This is a genomic window from Streptomyces sp. NPDC048331 (assembly GCF_043201215.1).
Taxonomy (GTDB): Bacteria; Actinomycetota; Actinomycetes; order Streptomycetales; family Streptomycetaceae; genus Streptomyces.
Map to the genome: position 1 here is coordinate 35,473 of NZ_JBICYT010000014.1, position 15,583 is coordinate 51,055.

Annotated in this window: 15 protein-coding genes and 1 pseudogene; 7 read left to right on the forward strand and 9 right to left on the reverse strand. The window is 72.5% G+C overall.

The window, feature by feature from the left end; genetic code table 11:
- Nucleotides 1-17 precede the first annotated feature (17 nt).
- Together ACGFYY_RS21095 and ACGFYY_RS21100 are read left to right on the forward strand one after the other, a co-directional pair.
- A pseudogene (locus ACGFYY_RS21095) lies at nucleotides 18-683 on the forward strand (alpha/beta fold hydrolase); the annotation flags it as partial.
- 435 nt (nucleotides 684-1,118) lie between these two features.
- Nucleotides 1,119-1,907: an alpha/beta fold hydrolase gene (locus tag ACGFYY_RS21100; protein WP_393711267.1), complete on the forward strand. Its 789-nt coding sequence runs from the start codon at nucleotides 1,119-1,121 to the stop codon at nucleotides 1,905-1,907.
- Between the two features lie 79 nt (nucleotides 1,908-1,986).
- On the opposite strand, the gene ACGFYY_RS21105 is transcribed toward ACGFYY_RS21100, so the two are convergent.
- Nucleotides 1,987-2,400 (reverse strand): SgcJ/EcaC family oxidoreductase, encoded by a 414-nt coding sequence (locus tag ACGFYY_RS21105; RefSeq protein ID WP_365268874.1) that lies wholly within the window; start codon nucleotides 2,398-2,400, stop codon nucleotides 1,987-1,989.
- Nucleotides 2,401-2,495: 95 nt separating this feature from the next.
- Between ACGFYY_RS21105 and ACGFYY_RS21110 the strand changes: the two genes are divergently transcribed.
- Nucleotides 2,496-3,053, forward strand: a complete 558-nt coding sequence (locus tag ACGFYY_RS21110; protein WP_393711269.1) for a hypothetical protein — start codon at nucleotides 2,496-2,498, stop codon at nucleotides 3,051-3,053.
- A gap of 24 nt (nucleotides 3,054-3,077) precedes the next feature.
- Here ACGFYY_RS21110 and ACGFYY_RS21115 read toward each other — a convergent pair whose 3' ends face one another.
- On the reverse strand, nucleotides 3,078-3,671 hold the full coding sequence (locus ACGFYY_RS21115; protein ID WP_393711271.1) for a TetR family transcriptional regulator: 594 nt from the start codon (nucleotides 3,669-3,671) through the stop codon (nucleotides 3,078-3,080).
- A gap of 102 nt (nucleotides 3,672-3,773) precedes the next feature.
- On the opposite strand from ACGFYY_RS21115, the gene ACGFYY_RS21120 reads away from it, so the two are divergent.
- Complete coding sequence (locus tag ACGFYY_RS21120) at nucleotides 3,774-4,757, forward strand: aldo/keto reductase (RefSeq protein ID WP_365268865.1); 984 nt, start codon at nucleotides 3,774-3,776, stop codon at nucleotides 4,755-4,757.
- Between the two features lie 34 nt (nucleotides 4,758-4,791).
- Here ACGFYY_RS21120 and ACGFYY_RS21125 read toward each other — a convergent pair whose 3' ends face one another.
- The 7 genes from ACGFYY_RS21125 to ACGFYY_RS21155 form a co-directional block, all read right to left on the reverse strand.
- The gene (locus ACGFYY_RS21125) at nucleotides 4,792-6,216 is read right to left on the reverse strand and encodes an aminobutyraldehyde dehydrogenase (RefSeq protein WP_393711273.1); all 1,425 of its coding nucleotides are present in this window, start codon (nucleotides 6,214-6,216) and stop codon (nucleotides 4,792-4,794) included.
- A complete protein-coding gene (locus ACGFYY_RS21130; RefSeq protein WP_393711275.1) occupies nucleotides 6,209-7,525 on the reverse strand; it encodes a flavin monoamine oxidase family protein in 1,317 nt (438 codons plus the stop codon). The genes ACGFYY_RS21125 and ACGFYY_RS21130 overlap by 8 nt, the downstream gene beginning before the upstream one ends.
- Nucleotides 7,526-7,581: 56 nt before the next feature.
- Entirely contained in the window at nucleotides 7,582-8,745 is a 1,164-nt protein-coding gene (locus ACGFYY_RS21135; RefSeq protein WP_393711519.1) for an ABC transporter ATP-binding protein, read from the reverse strand.
- A 13-nt stretch (nucleotides 8,746-8,758) separates the two neighbouring features.
- Entirely contained in the window at nucleotides 8,759-9,664 is a 906-nt protein-coding gene (locus ACGFYY_RS21140) for an ABC transporter permease (RefSeq protein ID WP_393711277.1), read from the reverse strand.
- Entirely contained in the window at nucleotides 9,661-10,632 is a 972-nt protein-coding gene (locus ACGFYY_RS21145) for an ABC transporter permease (RefSeq protein ID WP_393711279.1), read from the reverse strand. Before ACGFYY_RS21145 ends, ACGFYY_RS21140 begins: the two co-directional genes overlap by 4 nt.
- A 1-nt stretch (nucleotide 10,633) precedes the next feature.
- Complete coding sequence (locus ACGFYY_RS21150; protein ID WP_393711281.1) at nucleotides 10,634-11,764, reverse strand: spermidine/putrescine ABC transporter substrate-binding protein; 1,131 nt, start codon at nucleotides 11,762-11,764, stop codon at nucleotides 10,634-10,636.
- 181 nt (nucleotides 11,765-11,945) lie between these two features.
- Nucleotides 11,946-13,205, reverse strand: coding sequence for an aromatic ring-hydroxylating dioxygenase subunit alpha (locus tag ACGFYY_RS21155; RefSeq protein ID WP_393711283.1), 1,260 nt, complete (start codon nucleotides 13,203-13,205; stop codon nucleotides 11,946-11,948).
- Nucleotides 13,206-13,676: 471 nt separating this feature from the next.
- Here ACGFYY_RS21155 and ACGFYY_RS21160 point away from each other — a divergent pair, with 471 nt between their 5' ends.
- The 3 genes from ACGFYY_RS21160 to ACGFYY_RS21170 are packed head-to-tail and all read left to right on the forward strand — an operon-like array spanning nucleotide 13,677 to nucleotide 15,582.
- A complete protein-coding gene (locus tag ACGFYY_RS21160; protein ID WP_393711285.1) occupies nucleotides 13,677-14,093 on the forward strand; it encodes a hypothetical protein in 417 nt (138 codons plus the stop codon).
- Complete coding sequence (locus ACGFYY_RS21165; RefSeq protein ID WP_393711287.1) at nucleotides 14,090-15,394, forward strand: NADH-ubiquinone oxidoreductase-F iron-sulfur binding region domain-containing protein; 1,305 nt, start codon at nucleotides 14,090-14,092, stop codon at nucleotides 15,392-15,394. The genes ACGFYY_RS21160 and ACGFYY_RS21165 overlap by 4 nt, the downstream gene beginning before the upstream one ends.
- Nucleotides 15,391-15,582 carry a ferredoxin gene (locus ACGFYY_RS21170; RefSeq protein WP_365268839.1) on the forward strand — a complete coding sequence of 64 codons (192 nt, stop codon included), beginning with the start codon at nucleotides 15,391-15,393 and terminating at the stop codon, nucleotides 15,580-15,582. Before ACGFYY_RS21165 ends, ACGFYY_RS21170 begins: the two co-directional genes overlap by 4 nt.
- Nucleotide 15,583 lies beyond the last annotated feature (1 nt).

Sequence of the window (15,583 nt, forward strand, 5' to 3'; positions counted from 1 at the left end):
GACCCGAGGAGGGGAAAATGGCCGCTGTGGTGCTCGTCCATGGCCTGTATCACCGTCCTGAGCACTTCGCCGACGTGGCGGAGCGGTTGCGGGCGGCGGGGATCGAGGTCGCCGTTCCCGAGCTCCACCGGGGTTCGCTGCGCGCCGATACCGCCGCGGTCCAGGCCGCCGTGGACGCGCTGCGGGAGCCTCCGGTCGTGCTCGGCCACTCCTACGGCGGTTCAGTGATCACGGGGGTGCGCGGTGCGGGACACCTGGTGTACCTGGCAGCGTTCGTGCCGGACACGGGTGAGAGCGCCGCCGGCCTGGGCGGGGCGTCCGCGCGGCTCCGGGACGCGATCCGGCCCGGACCCGACGGCTCGACCAGCCTGTGCCCCGACCGCGCCGCCGAAGCCCTCTACAACGGCTGTCCCGCGGCGACGGCGGCCCGGGCGGTCGGTCTCCTCCGTACCCAGGCCCCCGGCTGTGGGCGAGGGGTCCCGGACCGGCAGAGTTGGAAGCACACGCCCTCCACCTACGTCGTCTGCGCCCAGGACCGGGCCATCGACCCCGGCTTGCAGCGCAGGATGTCCTCGCGCTGCACCGACGTACGCGAGTGGCGGACGGGCCACTCCCCCTTCGTGGGCCGACCCCACCTCGTCGTCGGACTCCTGCGGGAACTGTCGGCATCCACCTCCTGGCGCCACTTCGAGCGACCGCGGGTACGGCAGCGCCCGAAGGACCCCGCGGCAGCGTCCGGCACCATCGGCCGATGGACCTCTCGAAGGAACTGGCAGGCTGGACGGACTCCGACGGTGCGGCGTACCCGTGGGGGCCGGGCCCTGCACGAGATCCTGCTCCGACTCGTGGCCGCCGGCGTCCTGGAGCAGGACGAGGACCGGTTCAGGTGGGTCGGTGACGTACCGGGGTTCTGAAGACAGCCCGTTGGGGACCGTCCGGTGGATCGGATCAGGACCGTCGCTGAGGGATGTCTGGTCGATCACTCGTCGAGCCGGACGAGGGTGGCGCGGTGGGATCGCGTGGGTGGGGTGCGCGACCCCGTGCGTCGTTGCGGGTGCACCTGGTTCGACTCCGTGAATTGGATGGTCCAGGCGGTGTTGACCTGCGACTATCTGCGGATGCTTACTCTTGCCGACGATCTCGGCCATCTTTCCTACACCGTCACCGGCGAAGGCTCGCCGGTGGTGCTCGTCCACGCCGGCGTCGCCGACCACACCATGTGGGACGCTGTCGTGCCCGCCCTCGCGGAGCGGTACACCGTCATCCGCTACGACCTGCGCGGCTTCGGCCAATCCGCGCCCCCGATCGGGCCGTTCAGCGAGACCGATGACCTGTGCCGCCTCCTGGACCACCTCGGGCACGAGAGCGTCCGGCTCATCGGCGCGTCCTGGGGCGGGCGGGTGGCCGTGAACTTCGCGCTCGCCCACCCGGGCCGCGTGCGGTCCCTGACGCTGCTCGCCCCGCCGTGGCCCGGCTACGACTGGTCCGCGGACATGGTGGCCTACGACGAGGCCGAGACGGCGGCCCTGGAGGCGGGTGACCTGGACGGCGCGGTTCGCGTGAACCTGGACATGTGGCTGCGCGGGCCCGGCCGCGGGTGGGAGGACGTCGCCCCGGGGCTGGCCGAACGGCTCAGGACCCCGGTTCGGACGTCGCTGGTCCATCAGGACACCGTCGGGGAGCACTCCCGGGGTGGCCCGGCAGGCGACATCGCCTCGATCGCCGTGCCCACGTTGGTCGGGATCGGCCTGCTCGACGTCCCGGACTTCCAGGACATCGCCCGCCGGTACGCGGCGGGGATCCCCGGAGCCACGCTGGTCGAGTTCCCCGCCGCGGCCCACCTCATCGCACTGGACGTGCCCGCCGAACTCACCGCGGCACTGCATCCGTTCCTCGCCGGTCACTGAGTGCGGTCGATGGAGTTCCGGCTGTCGGCGGGGGGTGCGTTCACCTCCGCCGCGGCCGGACCTTCGCGGGCGATCGGCCTCAGGCCGGGTCCACCGCCGCCACCTGGGTGTTCTGGCAGGCCGTCAGCAGCCAGCGGCCGTCCGGCTCACGCGTCATCACGTACAGTGGCGCGCCCTCGGTGTCACCGGCCGGGGAGCGGTAGAGCTGGCGTACCTTGACGGCCGCGACGTCGGGGCGCAGGAACTGGGTGTGCACCACCTCGTAGGTGACCTCCCCGTCCCAGGTCGCCGTCGGCAGCACCGCCCGCGTGAACTCCGCTATCGCCTCGAACCCGATGAGGACCTTCCCGTGGGCGGTGGTCCACAGTGCCTCCGGGTGGAAGAGCGCGAGGAACCCCTCGGCGTCCTTGGCGCGTTGCGTCCGTTCGACCGTGGCGACGACCTGCGCGATCGCCTCGAGAGAAGCGGCCCTGGCCGCCTGTTCCGTGTTCATGGAGACGATCGTTCCTCCTCAACCACGGTTGAGGTCAAGGAGAGTCGACGGAAACTCGACTGACCGCGCACCCCGCGACCGTGCAGGATCTGTCCATGGACAACAAGGTCATGACGCGACTCACCGAGGCCGTGTCGTCGGGTGTGCCGGTCCGCCTCCACCGGTCCGCGATCCGCGACGCGGACCGGCTCGACGGTTTTGTGGTCGGCGTCGGCGCGGCGTGGACGCTGATCGCCCTGTGCGGTGACTTCCGGCTCGACGGCTGGGCGGCGGTCCGTACCGCGGACATCACGAAGGTCGGGTGGCGGGGCGGTACGGACTGCCTGACCGTCCGGGCGCTGCGACGGCGCGGGCAGTGGCCGGCCCGGGCGCCCGAACCCGCGCTCACGCTGGACGGGTTGGCGGATCTCGCGCAGGGTGCCTCCCGGGCTTTCGGGATGGTGTCCCTGCACCGGGAGCATGACGCGCCGGACGCCTGCTGGATCGGCGAAGTGGCCGCGGTGCGGCCGAAGTCGCTGCGGCTGCGGGAGGTCGACACCGAGGCCCGGTGGTGCCCGGAGCTGTCGAAGTTCCCGTTCGAGGAGGTCACCCGGGTGGGCTTCGGCGGGCGGTACGAGCGGATCCTGCAGGAGTTCGCCGGGCCGTTCCGCTGACCGTCGACGGCCTCGGCCCCGCCCTCAGGCCCCGTCGGCCGGGGGTGCGGGCGTGGTGATGCGGCGGACGGACTCCACCACCGCCGCACGGTGCTCGGCGAGCCGCTCGGGGGACCATCCGGTGCCCGCGGCGCCCGCCGCCGGGCCGCCCACCGCGCCGAACCAGGCCTGCGAGAGGCCCATGACCAGTGACAGCACGTCGGCCGCGGGCACGCCGGCGTCGATCCGGCCCGCTTCCTGCGCCCGTCGAACCGCCGCGATCTTGCCCTCGTAGGACGAGGACTCCTCGTCCGTGGACCCCGGGCGCTCCAGTTGCTTCCACAGCACGAGGCGCATCAGCTCGGGTCGCTCGACGAGGTGGTCGAAAACCGCCCCCGCGTAGCCGGGCAGGTCCTCCACGTCGAAGGTGACGGATTCGGAGCCCGTCGCGAGGGCGCGCTGGAGCACGGCGTCGAAGAGCTGCTCCTTGTTGCCGTAGTAGACGTAGATGAGCCGCTTGTTCGCCTGCGCCGTCTCGGCGATGCGGTCGACGCGCGCACCCGCGATGCCGTACGTCGCGAACTCGGTGAAGGCCGCGTCGAGCAGGCGTGCCTTGGTCGCGTGGGAATCCCGTGCCATGGGCCACAGCCTAGCAAGTAACTATCCAGTTATTGACAAACGGAACCGAGGTGTCGCAGACTCAAACTATCCAGTTAGTTACTTCTGCACGAGGAGCACACCATGGAGATCCGCGCACTGGGCGGTCAGGGACTCAAGGTCGGCGCCGAGGGCCTCGGCCTGATGGGCATGAGCGCCCACTACGGCGCCACCGACGAGACCGAATCCCTCGCCACCATCGACCGCGCCCTGGAGCTGGGCGTCACCCTCCTCGACACCGCCGAGGGCTACGGCCCCTTCCGCAACGAGCAGCTGCTCGGCAAGGCCCTGGCCGGCCGACGCGAGGCGGCCGTGGTGGCCACGAAGACCGGGGTCGAGTTCACCGACGAGGGAGCCTTCCGCGGCCACAACGGGACGCCCGAGTACATCCGCCGGTCCGCGGACCGCTCCCTGCGCCACCTGGGCACCGACCACATCGACCTCTACTACCTGCACCGCGTCGACCCGAACGTGCCGATCGAGGAGAGCGTCGGCGCCCTCGCCGAGCTGGTCGAGGCCGGCAAGGTCCGCCACATCGGGCTGTGCGAGGTCTCCCCCACCACGATCGCCCGCGCCCACGCCGTGCATCCGCTGGCCGCCGTACAGACCGAGTACAGCCTCTTCGAGCGCGGCATCGAACACGACGGGGTCCTCGACACCCTCCGCGACCTCGGCATCGGACTCGTCGCCTACTCCCCGCTCGGGCGCGGCTTCCTCTCCGGCGCCATCACCAGCCCCGACGATTTCGCCGCCGACGACTTCCGCCGCACCGACCCGCGGTTCCAGGGCGAGAACTTCCACCGCAACCTGGCCGTCGTGGACCAGGTGCGCACGCTCGCCGCCGAGAAGGGCGTCACCCCGTCCCAGCTCGCCCTGGCCTGGACCCTCCAGCAGGGAGCCGTCCCCATCCCGGGCACCAAGCGGCGCCGCTACCTGGAGGAGAACGTCGCCGCCACCGCCGTGACGATCACCCCCGCCGAGCTGGCCGCCATAGACGCCGTGGCGCCGCACGGCGTGGCCTCGGGCGACCGCTACGCACCCGAGCTGATGGCCTCCCTGAACGGCTGATCCCGGCCGGCGTGCGGCTCCGGGGCAGGACCCGTCACAGCATGACGTGCTTGACCTGGGTGTAGTCCAGGAGGCCCGCCATCGAGAGGTCGCTGCCGTAGCCCGAGTGCTTGACCCCGCCGTGCGGCATCTCGGAGACGGTCGTGCCGTGGGTGTTCACCCAGACGATGCCGGTGTGCAGGGCCCGGGTCGCCCGCATCGCACGGTCGTGGTCCGTCGTCCACACGCTCGCGGCGAGACCGTGGCGGACGTCGTTGGCCAGGTACAGGGCCTCCGCCTCGTCCGCGAAGGACTGCACGGTCACGACGGGGCCGAAGATCTCCTCCTGCACGATCTCGTCGTCCTGGTGCACACCGGCGACGACGGTGGGCTCGTGGAAGAAGCCGGACCGCGCGAGGCGGGCGCCGCCGGCGACGATGTCGGCCCGCCGCGGCAGCCGGTCGAGCAGGGACCGTACGGAGTTCAGCTGGGCCGCGTTGTTCAGCGGGCCGAAGTCCACGTCCGGCTCGTCCGGGCCGCCCGTGCGCAGTTTGCCCGTCTCGGCGGCGAAGGCCGCGAGGAACGCGTCGTGCACCCGTTGGTGGACCAGCAGCCGGGTGGGCGCGGTGCAGTCCTGGCCCGCGTTGTAGTAGGCGACCGCGGCGAGGGCGACGGCGGTCGCCTCGACGTCCACGTCGTCGTGGATCAGGACCGGGGCGTTGCCGCCGAGCTCGAGGTGGACCCGTTTGAGGTCGGCGGCCGCGGCGGCGGCGATCTGCCGGCCCGCGCGGACGCTGCCGGTGACCGCGATGAGGGCGACGTCCGGGTGGGCGGTGAGGGTGCGGCCGGTGTCGCGGTCGCCGCACACCACGTTGAGCACGCCGGGCGGGAGGTGCTCGGCCGCGACGCGGGCCAGCAGCGCGGCCGACGAGGGGGTCGAGTCGGCGGGCTTGAGCACGGTCGTGTTGCCGGCGGCGATCGCGGGAGCGATCTTCCACACGGCCATCATCAGCGGGTAGTTCCACGGGGTGATCTGGGCACAGACCCCGACGGGCTCGCGCCGCAGGACGGAGGTACGGCCTTGCGTGTACTCGGCCGCGGCCACGCCCGGCAGATTGCGTGCCGCCCCGGCGAAGAAGCGGACGGTGTCGACGATCGCGGGCAGTTCCTCGGTCCGGAACAGGCGCGACGGTTTGCCGGTGTCGCCCGTCTCGGCCGCCACGAAAGCCTCGGCGTGCTCCTCGACGGCGTCGGCGAGGGCGAGCAGGGCGCGCTGGCGTAGCGCCGGTGTGGTCGTGGACCAGTGCGCGGCGGCGGCCACGGCCGCCGCGCAGGCCGCGTCCACGTCGGCCCGGCCGGAGCGCGGGGCGTGGCCGTGCACGGCGCCGGTGGCGGGGTCGACCAGTTCCATGGTCTCCCCCGAGGCGGCCGGCCGGTCCGTGCCCGCGATGTGGTTGAGCACGAGGTCGGTGTCAGCCACGGCGCAGCGCCTCCTCGGCGGCGTCGCGTCCGGTGCGCACGGCGCCTTCCATGTAGCCGGCGACCCACTGGTCGGATCCGCAGACGTAGAAGGGTGGTTCGTGGGTGCCGTGGTGGGGGCCGACGGCCAGGACGTCGCCGGGGGTCCACTGGGTGACGTACCCCTGGGTCCACGAGTCGGTGCCCCACATCCGGACGTAGGTGGCGAGCGGCCGGTACGCCGCGTCGCCGTAGAGGCGGGCCATGTCGTCGAGGAGTTCGCGGGTGCGCAGCGCGGTGGGTGCGCCGAGCAGGACGCCGAACCTCTCGGGCGGTACGAGCGCGGAGAGGATGCCATCGCTCTGCGGCCAGGTGCTGCCGAGGACCCCTTCGCATTCGGAGAGGCCGTTGCGGCCGAGGTCGCGCCAGAACGGCCGGTCGTACGCGGCGACGAACTTCGCGGCGAGGGCCTGGCGCTGGCGGTGCAGGGAGGCCAGTCGCTCGTCGGAGACGCCGGTGACAGCGACCTGGCGGAACGGGCCGACGGGCAGGGCGCTGACGACGGCGTCGGCGGTGAGGGTCTCGCCGCCGGTCAGTCGTACGGAGCACCGGCCGGGCCGGCGGATCGTGACGGCCTCGACGGGCGCGCCGGTGCGGACGCGTCCGCCGAGGGCGGCGGCCATGCGCAGGGCCACGGTGGCGGAGCCCTCGGCGACCCGTAGGCCCTCCCAGGCCTCGTAGTCGTAGGCGTCGGGGCCGGGGACGGCCGCGTGCTTGCGCAGGGCGGCGAGCAGCGACGTGCGCTCGTACGAGCCGTCGGCGAGGGCGAGTTGACCTATCTCCCAGAGGCGGACGACGGCCGGGGTCGCGCCCTGGGCACGCAGCCAGGCTCCGACGGAGGTGCGGTCGAGGGTCGTGGCGTCGGGGTGGGACCAGGGGTCGGCCGGGTCGACGGTCCGGGCGAGTGCGCAGAAGGCGGCGGTGACCTTCTCGTGGCAGGTGTCGTCCCCGGGGCCGAACCAGTGCGGCGCGTCGCCGGCGGAGACCGCTTCGGGCGTGGCGCGGGTGAGCGCGCCGGGCTCGGCGACATAGCTGGGGACCAGGGTGAGGCCGAGTTCGGCTACCAGGCCCAGGTAGGCGGTGTGGGCGCGGCCGACGACCTCTCCGCCGAGCTGGACCAGCCGGCCGTCGGGGAGTTCGGTCTGTTCGACGCGTCCGCCGACCCGGTCCCGGGCCTCGACGACGAGGACGTCGGCTCCGCCGGCGGCGAGGTCGCGTGCGGCGGCGAGGCCGGCCAGGCCGGCGCCGAGCACGATGACGTCGTGGTTCATGGGGTGTCCTTAGGTGAGGGCGCGGTCGGTTCGGAACCGGGCGGGCCGGGGCGGCTTCAGTCCAGGACGAGGCAGTGTTCGGGCTTCCAGCCGATCTCGACGCGTTCGCCGCCGCTCCAGCGGTCCTCCCTGCGGGAGCGGACGGTGTTCTGCTCCAGCACGGACACCGTGATGCCGGGGGCCAGTTCGATGAGGTAGGTCGTGGTCGGGCCGCAGTAGACGGTCTCGCGGACGACCCCGGCGGCGCGCGCCATGTCCGGCTCCAGGTCGGACAGCCAGATCTTCTCGGGTCGGATCGAGAGGTTGACCCTGCTGCCCTCGGCGACGGCGGGCCGTATCCCGACGGGCAGTTCGGGGCCGTCGTCGAGGACGACCCGGCCGGCGCGGTAGGTGCCGGGGACGAGATTGGAGGTGCCCATGAAGGAGGCGGTGAAGCTGCTGGTGGGCCGCTCGTAGACGTCCTCGGGCGTGCCGCACTGCTCGACGCGGCCCTCGTTCATGACGGCGAGGCGGTCCGACATGGTCAGCGCCTCGTCCTGGTCGTGGGTGACGAAGACGAAGGTGATGCCGACCTCGCGCTGGATCTGCTTGAGCTCGACCTGCATGTGGCGGCGCAGTTTGAGGTCCAGGGCGGCCAGCGGTTCGTCGAGGAGCAGCACCTGGGGTCGGTTGACGAGGGCACGGGCGAGGGCGACACGTTGTTTCTGGCCGCCGGAGAGCGTGGTCGGCTTGCGTTCGGCCAGGTGGCCGAGCTGGACGAGGTCGAGCATGTCGGAGACCCGTTGGCGGATCTCGACGCGGCCGACGCCCTTGCGCTTGAGGCCGAAGGCCACGTTGTCGGCGAGCGAGAGGTGGTCGAAGAGGGCGTAGCTCTGGAAGACGGTGTTGACGTTGCGCTTGTTGGGCGGCAGGCCGGTGACGTCCTGACCGTCGAGGAGGACGCTGCCCGTGCTGGGGTCGGAGAAGCCGCCGATCATCCGCAGGAGGGTGGTCTTGCCGCAGCCCGAGGGGCCGAGGAGGGAGAAGAACTCACCCGCGGCGATGTCGAGCTCGACATCGCGTACGGCGTAGGTACCGCCGGCGGCGGCGTACCGCTTGCTGACGCGGTCGAGCCGGACGGCGGGGGTCGGGTGGACGGGTGTCGGGGGCAGGGCTGCCGGGGACGTCGCGGGGGTCTTCGAGTGGGTGGTCGGGTGGGTGGTCGGGGGCTCGGGTGTCACGGGCATGGGTGTGTCACTTCCCGGAGAGCAGGTCGAGGCCGCCCTTGCGCCCGAACAGGCGCGGGATGGCCAGGGCGAGGACGATGAGGGCGATGGAGCCGACCAGCATCAGGGTGCCGACGGCGTTGATGGTGGGCTGCACGCCGAACCTGATCGCCGAGTAGATGCGTACGGACAGCGGTTGCGGGTCGACGCCGGTGGTGAAGTAGGCGAGGACGAAGTCGTCGAAGACGAGGGCGAAGATCAGTACCGCGGACGCGAGGATGCTGGGCAGCAGCGCGGGCAGGGTCACCAGGCGCAGTGCCTGTCCTCGTGTGGCGCCGAGGTCCATGGCGGCCTCCTCGACCTCCGGGTTCAGGGCGGCGATGCGGGACCGGAGGATGACCGTCACGTAGGAGATGGAGAAGGTGATCTCGGCGAGCATCACGGTGGTGGTCGAGAGGGTGATGCCGAGACCCTTGAAGAGGAGCATCGCCGCGACTCCGGTGACGATCTCCGGGGTGATCAGCGGGACGAGCATGATGAGGCCGGCGAAGGAGCCGAGGCGGCTGCGGCTGCGTACGAGGCCCAGCGCCAGGGCCACGCCGAGGACGAGCGAGCCGGCCATGGCGACCAGGGACACCCGCAGGCTCATGCCGAGCGAGTCGAGGAGTACCTCGTCGTGGAGGAGGGCCGTGTACCAGCGGAGGCTGACACCGTCGAGAACGGTAAGGGATTTCTGGGAGTTGAAGGAGAAGAGGACGACGACGCCGACGGGGAGGTAGAGGAGGGCGAAGAAGAGCGCGGTGACGGCGATGGCGAAGCGGGGGCGGCGCTCGGCTCCGCGCGGGCGGCGCCGCGGGCGGCTGCCGGTGCCGGTGCCGCTGTCCGTACCGGTGTTGGTGCCGGTGTCGGTACCGGGCCTGGTGCTGGTGCTCATCGGGCGGCCTCCGCCTCGTCCTTGCGGGTGCGTCGCAGGTAGCCGAGCATTCCGAGGAACAGGACCGCCATCAGCAGCATGGTGAGGGCGGAGCCCAGCGGCCAGTTCTGGCCCTGGAAGAACTTGTCCTGGATCAGGTTGCCGATCATGATCTGGTCGGGGCCTCCCATGAGCTGGGCGCTGACGAAGTCGCCCATGGCGGGCAGGAAGACGAGGACGCAGCCGGCGGCCGCTCCCTGCCGGGTGGCGGGGACGGTGACGAAGAGGAAGGTGCGCAGGGGGCCGCCGTAGAGGTCGCGGCCCGCCTCGATGAGCGAGGTGTCCATGCGCTCCATCGCCGCGTACAGCGGGATGATCATGAAGACCACGAAGCCGTAGACGAGTCCGGCGACGACCCCCACCCCGGTCTGCAGGATCTTGGTGTCACCGTCGGCGAGACCGATCGCGCGCAGGGCTTCGAGCAGCGGGCCGTCGTCGGAGAGCACGACGGACCAGCCGTACATCCGGACCAGGTAGTTGGCGAAGAACGGGACGACGATCGCGGCGATCAGCAGGTTCTTGAAGCGGCCGCCGCGCAGCGCGATGGCGTAGGCGACCGGGTAGGCGACGGCCAGGCTGATGAGGCAGGTGATCAGCGCGTAGCCGAGGGAGCGCAGCAGGACGGTGCTGTAGGCGGGGTCGGCCAGGGCCGTGAGGTTGGCGAAGTTGAGTCCGAAGCGCGGGTTGCCGAGGGGGTCGGTGGTGCCGAGCGCGAGGGTGGCCACGAGTAGGAGGGAGGCGACGAGGAAGCCGGTCATCCAGAGGGTGCCGGGGAGCAGGAGCCAGGTCCACAGGCGCGGCTGCCGTGTCCGGGCGCCGCCGCGGGGCGTGTCCTCGGGCCGTGTCCGGTCCGGTGCCGGTGCGGTCGGTGCGTCCGGGTCCTGGGACGGCCGGAGCACGGTACCGGTGCGGTTGCTGCGTGTCGCCATGTCAGCCGGCCTTCACGTCGGTCCAGGCGGCGTCGCGGGCCCGTTCGGTCCCCGCGTCGCCGTTGCGGAAGAAGAGGTCGGCCGCCAGGTCGTCGGCGGTGACCAGGCACTGGGGGAACGGCTCGACGAGTGCGGCGTAGGTGTCCTCGGTGCCGCGTACGGGCATCGGGTAGCCGATGTACTCGATGTTCTTCTTCACGTTCTCCGGGCGGAGCATGTAGTCGATGAAGAGCATCGCGGTGCCGGGGTGCTGGGCGTTGGCCGGTATGGCGTAACAGTCGGAGTTGACGGGGGCGCCTTCGCGGGCGACCTCGAAGCCGAAGACGGACGGGTCCTCGGCCTGGGCGAGCATGGCGGCCATGTCTCCGCTCCAGGCCTGGGTCATGTCGGCGTTGCCGTTGAGGAGGTTGTTGTAGCTGTCGCTGGAGAAACCGCGCAGGCGGGGTCGGAGCGAGCGCAGGGTGTCCGTGACACGGGCGAGGTCACCGTGGTCGCCGGTGGTGAGGCCGAGGCCGAGTTTGAGCGCGCCGAAGCCCAGCACCTCGTCGCGGTCGTCGAGGACGAAGACCTTGCCCTTGGCCTTCTCGTTCCAGAGGTCCTCCCAGGAGCCGGTCAGGTCGCCGAGCCGGTCCCGGCGCCAGCCGATGCCCGTCTTGTACATGGTGAACGGGACGGTGTGCGCGGAGCGGGGGTCGTACCAGGGGTCGGCGAAGTAGTCGTAGCCGCCGAACACGGCTTCGGCGCCGCGCAGCCGGGAGTGGTCGATCGTACGGAGCCGGCCGCCGGTGGCGAGGCGTTCGGCCCATTTCGCGGTGGGGAAGATGATGTCGTAGCGGTTGCCGGCGTTGAGTTTGGCGGCCATACCCTCCATGGAGTCGTAGTTCGACTGGACGACCTTGACGCCGTACTCCTTCTGGAAGCCTTCGAAGACGGTGGGGTCGACGAAGTCCGCCCAGTTGAAGTAGACGAGGTCGCCGTCGACCTTGACGTCGATGGGTGCGTCCGCGTTCGCCTTGCCGGCGGGATCGTCCGAGGAGGCGAAGCCGCAGCCGGCGGCGGCGAGGGCGAGGGCGGCGGCGGTGCCGGCGCGGAGGAACGAGCGTCTGGTCGGGGGGAGTGCCTCGGGGGACATGGGGTCCTCTCCGTAGGGGCCGCAGGGGGACGGCGGGAACGAGCGGTACGTGGGGGCTCGGTCGTGCGGCGGGCGCGGCGCGGGGGGCGGGGCGCCGCGGTGCGGTGCGGTGCGGTGCGGTGCGGTGCGATGGCACGGTCGTGCGGTCGTGCCGCGGTAGGGGGCGAAGGGGCGCGGCCGGCTACGGAGCGGCGCCGTCGAGGGCCGCACGGATGCGGCCGGCGAACCAGCCGACCGCCGATTCGCGGCGTGACAGCGGTCCGGGCTCGAACCCGGGGGTGGAGAGTCCCTTCTGCACGCGGGCGACCAGCTCGGCGTCCTCGTCGTTGGTGATCCAGCCGATGTGGATGTTCAGGCGCCGCGCGAGGCGGGTGCGCAGGCTGGTGCCGCGGCGGGTGTAGAAGGCGCCCGGTACGGCCACGCGGTCCACCGCGGTGGGGATCGCCGTCCAGGCCAGTACGTGGTCGGGGTAGAAGTCGATGAGGGTGTTCGGGTAGATCACCGCGTACCGCCAGATCCGCCGGTCGGCCTCGTCGAGTCCCGGCATCGGTGCGGCGATGCGCTGGTAGAGGCGCTCGGCCCAGTTCGAGGACGGCTTGTCGCGCAGCGGCGAGGCGAAGAGCGCGTAGGACTCCTCGATGTCGCAGGTGTAGCCCTGGTAGTCGAGCAGCCGCATCAGGCCGGGGTGGGCGACCGGGACGTGGTAGCCCTCCAGATAGTTGTCGACCGCCACCTTCCAGTTGGCCTGCTGCACCTCTGCGGCGGCCAGGTCGTGGATGCGGGCGCGGCCGATGGGCACGAGGTCGGCTCCGGCGTAGTGGCCGACCGCCTCGGCGAGGCCGGCGCAGCTGGTGGCCAGCGGTACCGCGTCGGTGTCGAGGTTGACGAAGACGAAGCCGAGGAAGGACTCGACGCGGGCCGGGAAGAGTCCGAGCTTCGGCTTGTCGAGGCAGGGGATCTGCCGTGCCTCCGGGGCGCCGACCAGGCTCCCGTCGAGGCGGTACGTCCAGCCGTGGTAGGGGCAGCGGATCGCCTTGCCGTCCGGTTCGGGGGCGGTCACCAGCCGGGTTCCACGGTGGCGGCAGACGTTGAGGTGGGCGGCGAGGCCGCCGTCCTCGGTGCGGACCACCAGGACCTCGCGGTCGGCGACCGTGGCGGCGAGCCGTGCTCCCGGGTTCGGCAGGTCGGACTCGTGGCAGACGAGCTGCCACGATTTTCCGAAGACGTGCCGGGTCTCCGCGGCCGCGGTCTCGGGATCGGTGTAGTAGCGGGCCGGGAGGGCGGGCCCGGGGGTGTCGGTGGCTTCGGCGGCCGCGCGGCCGGCCGGCCCGGGGGCCGAGGCGTGGCCCGGTGGGCCGCTCGGGTCGGTGCGGGTGGCGCGGGTGGTGGGCTCGGACCGGTCGGCAGGGCCTGTCGGTGATTCGGGAGCTCTTGAGTGCATCGGTGACTCCTCCGTGCCGGCGTGCGGCGATCGGTGTCGGCGTTCGATGGCGAGGCAAGGCGGACGGGGCGGGGGCGGGGCACGGGCAGGGACAGGGCAGGGGGTGCCCGGCGACGGACAGGCGGTCGGGGCGGGAGACCGGGACCGGGCTGACCGATTGGACAGCCACATTGCTGGCTGATTTCCGCCGGGTCAAGACTTGTTCACTGACCGATCGGTCAGCTAGCGTAATTCTTGCCTGACCGATCGGTCAGCAAACGTGCTTTCCTGTTGCCGCACCGGCCCCGTTTCCCGTTCTCCCTGCTCATGGGGGCGGACTCGGCCGTGCGGCCCGCCCGGCCCGTGCCGGGCCCGCACCTCGGATCTCCCGTTCCCCTCGGTCTCCTGATCTCCCCGATCCCCTGACCCACCGATCTCCCCGATCCCCTGATCTCCCGATCTCCCGATCTCTCGATCTCCCCGGAGGCACGCATGAGCGGTCATCGGCGTCTGGACTGGCTCGGGCTCACCCCCGAACCGGAGCGCGAACTCCCCACCGCGGTCGCCGCCCTGCGCGCCTCCTCCCCCGGTGCGTCCGCAGGGCTGTCACCGCACGACCTGGCGGCCGGCGAACGGCGCCGCGTGGAGCGCCTGATCCTGCGCGGCAGCCGGCACAGCTGGCTCCGCTACCTCGCCGAGGTCACCGATCTGGTGACCGGGGTGGCCGCCGGCTCCCGCCCGGGCGACCCCGCCGCGGCGCTACTCGCCGGCGAGGTCGTCCTCGACCACCACCAGATGCTCATCGGCCTCCCCGGACCCGGATACGGCCGCACCGCCCAGGACCGCACCGCGCTGGAGAGCGCCGTACGGACCCTGCGCACCCACACCACGACAGGAGCCGGCCGATGACCACGATCCGACTCCCGACGGCGGCGCCGCCGGGCACCGTCCTCGGAGCGGCGCCGCACCTCACCGAGAGCGCCGACGCCTACCGGGCCACCGGCGGCTACGACACGGCCGCCGACCCGGAGGAGCTGCTCGCCCACCTCGCCGCCTCCGGGCTGCGGGGGCGCGGCGGGGCCGGTTTCCCGGCCGCCGTCAAACTGCGCTCCGTACGCGGCCGCGGCGGCTCCCCCGTCGTCGTGGCGAACGGCGAGGAGGGGGAGCCGGGCTCGGCCAAGGACCGCTGGCTGCTGCGGGCCCGCCCGCACCTGGTCCTCGACGGTCTTGCCCGCGCGGCCGCCGTGACCGGAGCCGTCCGCGGCTTCGTGTACCTCTCGGACCCGGCGGCGGGCGAGAGCGTGCGCCGGGCCCTCGCCGAACACCCGCCGCCGCTGCCCGTCGAGGTGGTCGAGACCGACCACACCTACGTCGCCGGCGAGGAGAGCGCGGTGGTCCGCCGGATCGACGGCGGACCGGCGCTGCCCACCGCCAAGCCGCCCCGCCCGTTCGAGCGTGGGGTGGGGGGTGCGCCGACCCTCGTCTCCAACGTCGAGACGCTCGCCCGGATCGCCCTCACCGCCACCCGACCCGACCTGCGGCGCGCCATCGCCCGCGGCACCCTGGTGACCCTGTCCGGCGGGCCCGCCGCGCCGATGCTCACCGAGGTCCCCTACGGAATCCGGCTGCGCGCGCTGGCGGTGCGGTACGGGGCCCCGGAGGCGGCCGGAGCCCTGATGGGCGGGCTGTTCGGGGGGCTCGTCGACGCCGACGCCCTGGACCTCCCCCTGGAGCCCGGCGCGCTCACCGCCGCGGGCACCGCCTTGGGGTGCGGGGCGATCCGCTTCCTCGCTCCCGGCGGCTGCCCGGTGACCACCGCGGCCGACGCGGCCGCCCACCTCGCGGCCGAGAGCGCCCGGCAGTGCGGGGTCTGCGTGTCCGGCACCTCGGCCGTCGGCAAGGCCCTGTACGGCCTCGCCGCCGGGACCGCCGGTCAGGACACCGCCGACAGCCTGCTCCGCTGGTCGCAGGGCCTGACCGGGCGCGGCGCCTGCGGACTCCTGGACGCGGCCGCGGGGATCGCGGGCAGCCTGCTCCGCTCCTTCCCCGGACACGTCCGCTCCCATCTCGCCGCGCCCTGCCCGGTGTGCGCGACCGCCGCCCCCGCGGACGGCCGCCGCCGCCTCACGGTGGCCGTACCGGAGGTCGCCTCCCCCCTCACCACCGCCGCACCGGGCACCCCCGTACCCGCGCTGAAAGGAACGCCATGAAACTCCTGCTGGACTCCACCCGCTGCCAGGGCTACGGGCTGTGCCAGGAACCCGCACCCGAACTGGTCGAACTCGACGAATGGGGCTACGCCAACGTCATCGCCGTCGTGGTCCCGGCCGGCACCGAGGACGCCGCCCGCGCCTGCGTCGAAAGCTGCCCCAACTCCGCCCTCCGCGTGGAGGGATGAC